At 72.7% G+C, this 3,702-nt stretch carries 3 protein-coding genes; all 3 read right to left on the reverse strand.

Going from position 1 to position 3,702, the window contains the following annotated elements; genetic code table 11:
- Positions 1-144: 144 nt before the first annotated feature.
- Genes ACTJK8_RS32190 through metG form a run of 3 tightly spaced genes read right to left on the reverse strand, consistent with a single transcriptional unit; the run spans position 145 to position 3,399 of the window.
- A complete protein-coding gene (locus ACTJK8_RS32190; RefSeq protein WP_012318499.1) occupies positions 145-948 on the reverse strand; it encodes an MBL fold metallo-hydrolase in 804 nt (267 codons plus the stop codon).
- Between the two features lie 23 nt (positions 949-971).
- Entirely contained in the window at positions 972-1,772 is an 801-nt protein-coding gene (locus ACTJK8_RS32195; protein WP_440763197.1) for a TatD family hydrolase, read from the reverse strand.
- A gap of 49 nt (positions 1,773-1,821) precedes the next feature.
- Positions 1,822-3,399, reverse strand: a complete 1,578-nt coding sequence (metG, locus tag ACTJK8_RS32200; protein WP_012318497.1) for a methionine--tRNA ligase — start codon at positions 3,397-3,399, stop codon at positions 1,822-1,824.
- Positions 3,400-3,702 lie beyond the last annotated feature (303 nt).

The following is a 3,702-nucleotide window of genomic DNA, read 5'->3' on the forward strand; positions in this document are numbered from 1 at the left end:
CCACTTCCGCGGCCGGCGCCGATGAGCCGGGGTATAGATCCACGGTTCCCGGCCGTCAACAGGCTTGTTGGCCGGAAAGCCGATTTTCTTGGACTCGGGCGACGACAGGCGTGTGACGCCCGATTCGGCCCCTGCCCTCCCACCCTAGCCGTCGAGGCTCAGGCTCATGCCGTCATAGGCCGGCACGATCCCCTCCGGGAGGCGCGCCGCCAGAGCGGCGTAGTCGAGATCGGTGTGCAGGTTGGTGAGCACCGCCCGGCGGGGTCTGACCGCCCGGATCAACGCGAGTGCGTCCGAGACGGAGAAGTGCGTCGGGTGCGGGGTGTCCCGCAGGGCGTCGATGATCAGCAGGTCGAGGCCGCGGAGCCGGGCGAGGCTCGCCTCCGGGATCAGGCTGACGTCGGGCATGTAGGCGGCCGCGCCGAACCGGAAGCCCAGGGCCGCCTCGTTGCCGTGCTCCACCGGGAGCGCTTCCACGGTGATCGCGCCCCCCTCCCCCTCCAGGGCCAGGTCGCGGCCGGCGGCGAGGTCGCGCAGGTCGAGGATCGGCGGGTAGGCGCTCCCGGGGGGCGTCTCGAAGCAGTAGCCGAACCGGGCCGTGAGCAGCGACCGCGTCAGGGCGTCGGCGTAGACGGGGATGCGGGCCCGCATGGCGATCACCAGCGGGCGCAGGTCGTCGATCCCGTGGGTGTGGTCGGCGTGGGCGTGGGTGTAGAGCACCCCGTCGAGGCGCGTCACGCCGGCGTCGATGAGCTGCTCGCGCAGGTCCGGAGAGGTGTCGACCAGGAGCGTGGTCCGCCCCGTCCCCGACGCCCGCTCCACCAGGATCGAGCAGCGCCGCCGGCGGTTGCGCGGCTCCTCCGGGTCGCAGGCGCCCCAGCCGCTGCCGACCCGCGGCACGCCGCCGGACGAGCCGCAGCCGAGGATGCGCAGGGTCAGGCTCGCCATCCGGATCTCCCGCTCTGAACGCGTCACGCGGCGCCCGGAGTCGTTCCGGCAGCCTTGTCGAACAGCGTGAAAAAGTTCGCCGTGGTGATCCGGGCGAGATCCGCGGCGGGCAGCCCCAGGGTCTCGGCCAGCGACCGGGCGGTGTCGGCCGTGTAGGCCGGCTCGTTGGTCCGCCCCCGGTGGGGCTCGGGCGCCAGGAACGGCGCGTCGGTCTCCACCAGGATCCGGTCCCGCGGCACCGCCCGGGCGATGTCGCGCAGGTCGTGCGAGCGCCGGAAGGTGACGATGCCCGAGAAGGACACGTACAGCCCCAACTCCACCCCGGCCTCCGCCAGCCGCCGCCCCGACGAGAAGCAGTGCAGCACCGCCCGGAACGGCGCCCGGCCCATCTCGTCGGCGAGCACCCGCTCCATGTGGTCGTCGGCGTCACGGGCGTGGATCACGAGCGGCACCCCGGCGAGGCGGGACGCCGCGATATGGGCGCGCAGGACCCGCTCCTGCACGGCCTCGGGGGCGGCGTCGGCATAGTGGTAGTCCAGGCCGGCCTCGCCGATCCCGACGCAGCGCGGGCTGGCCTGGGCGAGGCCCGCGATCGTCTCGGCGGCGACGTCCGGCTCCTCGGCGGCCCCGTGGGGATGGGTGCCGACCGTGTACCAGACCTCGGGATGGGCCTCGGCGATGGCCCGGTAGGTGTCGGCCTTGGCGACCCGCGTGGCGATCGTGAGCATGCCGGTCACGCCGGCGGCCCGGGCGCGGGCGATCACGCCCGGCAGGTCGGCGGAGAAATCCGGGAAGTCGAGGTGGCAGTGGCTGTCGATGAGCATCGGGTCTCGGGGCCGTCGGGCGGCAAGGTCCATCAAGCGGCAGGGGCCATCAAGCGGACGGCGTCTCGGGGCGCTCGAAGCGCGGGAAGATCGGCGCGGGGGCGGGGAGCGCCGTGCCGGGCACGAGGCGGCCCCCCTCCCCCACATCGGCGAGGCCGCGCCGGTCGGCCGGCACCGCCAGCAGGTCGAGGAGCTTGGCCGCCGCTCCCGGCACGAAGGGCTGGGTCAGGATGCCGAAGACGCGCAGGGATTCCAGCGTCGTGTAGAGCACCGCGTTCATCCGCGCCGGGTCGGACTTGCGCAGCTTCCACGGCTCCTGGGCGGCGAAGTAGCGGTTGGCCTCGGCCACCACGGCCCAGATCTCCGCCAGGACGGTGTGCAGCGCCAGATCGCCCATGAGGGTGCGGGCCCGCGCCGGCAGGGCATCGGCCTGGGCCAGCAGGGCCGTGTCGGCCGCGTCCAGGGCGCCGGGATCCGGCACCGCACCGTCGCAGTTCTTGGCGACCATCGAGAGCGAGCGCTGGGCGAGGTTGCCGAGATCGTTGGCGAGGTCGGCGTTGATCCGGCCGATGATCGCCTCGTGGCTGTAGCTGCCGTCGCCGCCGAACGGCACCTCCCGCAGCACGAAGTAGCGCACCGGGTCGACCCCGTAGGTGTCGGCGAGCTCGAACGGGTCGAGGACGTTGCCGAGCGACTTCGACATCTTCTCGCCCTTGGAGAGCAGGAAGCCGTGGCCGAAGACCCGCTTGGGCAGCGGCAGCCCGGCCGACATCAGGAAGGCCGGCCAGTAGACCGCGTGGAACCGCACGATGTCCTTGCCGATCACGTGCAGGTCCATCGGCCAGAATTCTTTTCGGGGATCGGACGCGTCGGGGAAGCCCGTGACCGTGAGGTAGTTGGTCAGGGCGTCGACCCAAACGTACATGACGTGGTTCGGATGGCCGGGCACCGGCACGCCCCAGTCGAAATTGGTGCGGCTGACCGAGAGGTCCTTGAGGCCCGAGCGCACGAAGCTCGCCACCTCGTTCCGGCGGGTGTCCGGCCCGATGAAGCCGGGCTGCTCGTCGTAAAGCTTCAGCAGCTTGTCCTGGTAGGCGGAGAGCCGGAACAGAAAATTCTCCTCCTCCATCCACTCGACCGGCGTGTCGGTGGCGAGGCTGCGGCGGCTGCCGTCCTCCAGGAGCCGGGTCTCGGCCTCGTCGTAATAGGCCTCGTCGCGGACCGAGTACCAGCCGGCGTACTTGTCGAGGTAGATGTCGCCGTTGGCCTCCATCCGCCGCCAGATCTCCTGGGCGGCCGCGTAGTGGTCGGGCTCGGTGGTGCGGATGAAGCGGTCGTAGGCGCAGTCCATCCGGTCGGCCATGGCCTGGAACCGGGCGGCGGTGCCGTCCACGAAGGCGCGCGGGGTGGTGCCGGCCCGGGTCGCGGCCTGCTGGATCTTCAGCCCGTGCTCGTCGGTGCCGGTGGAGAACAGCACGTCGTAGCCGTCGAGCCGGTGGAAGCGCGCGATCGCGTCGGCGGCGATCACCTCGTAGGCGTGGCCGATATGGGGCGCGCCGTTGGGGTAGGAGATCGCGGTCGAGAGAGCGAAGGTCTTTCGGGGATGCGCCGGGGCGTTGGACGTCACGTCTGTGGTGTTCCGGATGAGCGCGGGAAGACGAGCGCGGGAAGCTGCCCGCGTTGTCGCGCGGCCGGCGCCGGGACGCAACCGTCGCCGCCCGCGGGGGCGGCGCCCGGCCGGGGCCGCCGAGAGAGCACCCGCCGGCTTGCGGACGCGCGTGATCGTCCCCGCGCGCCTGGGCGCCGGGGGCATGGCCCGGGAGACCGCACGAGGGACGCGGGACGCCGCGGGAACCCAGGTGTCGGCCAGGTACGCGCGGGATCCGATCCCCGCGGCGCCCCGCGGCACCGGCCGGGCCTCTCCCCCGGC

The organism is Methylobacterium sp. 22177 (genome assembly GCF_052045615.1).
GTDB classification, from domain to species: Bacteria; Pseudomonadota; Alphaproteobacteria; order Rhizobiales; family Beijerinckiaceae; genus Methylobacterium; species Methylobacterium radiotolerans.

What these genes read in the sequence shown, in the direction of transcription:
- ACTJK8_RS32190 (WP_012318499.1), bottom strand. Translation starts at nt 948, where the DNA reads ATGGCGAGCCTGACCCTGCGCATCCTCGGCTGCGGCTCGTCCGGCGGC.
- ACTJK8_RS32195 (WP_440763197.1), bottom strand. Translation starts at nt 1,772, where the DNA reads ATGCTCATCGACAGCCACTGCCACCTCGACTTCCCGGATTTCTCCGCC.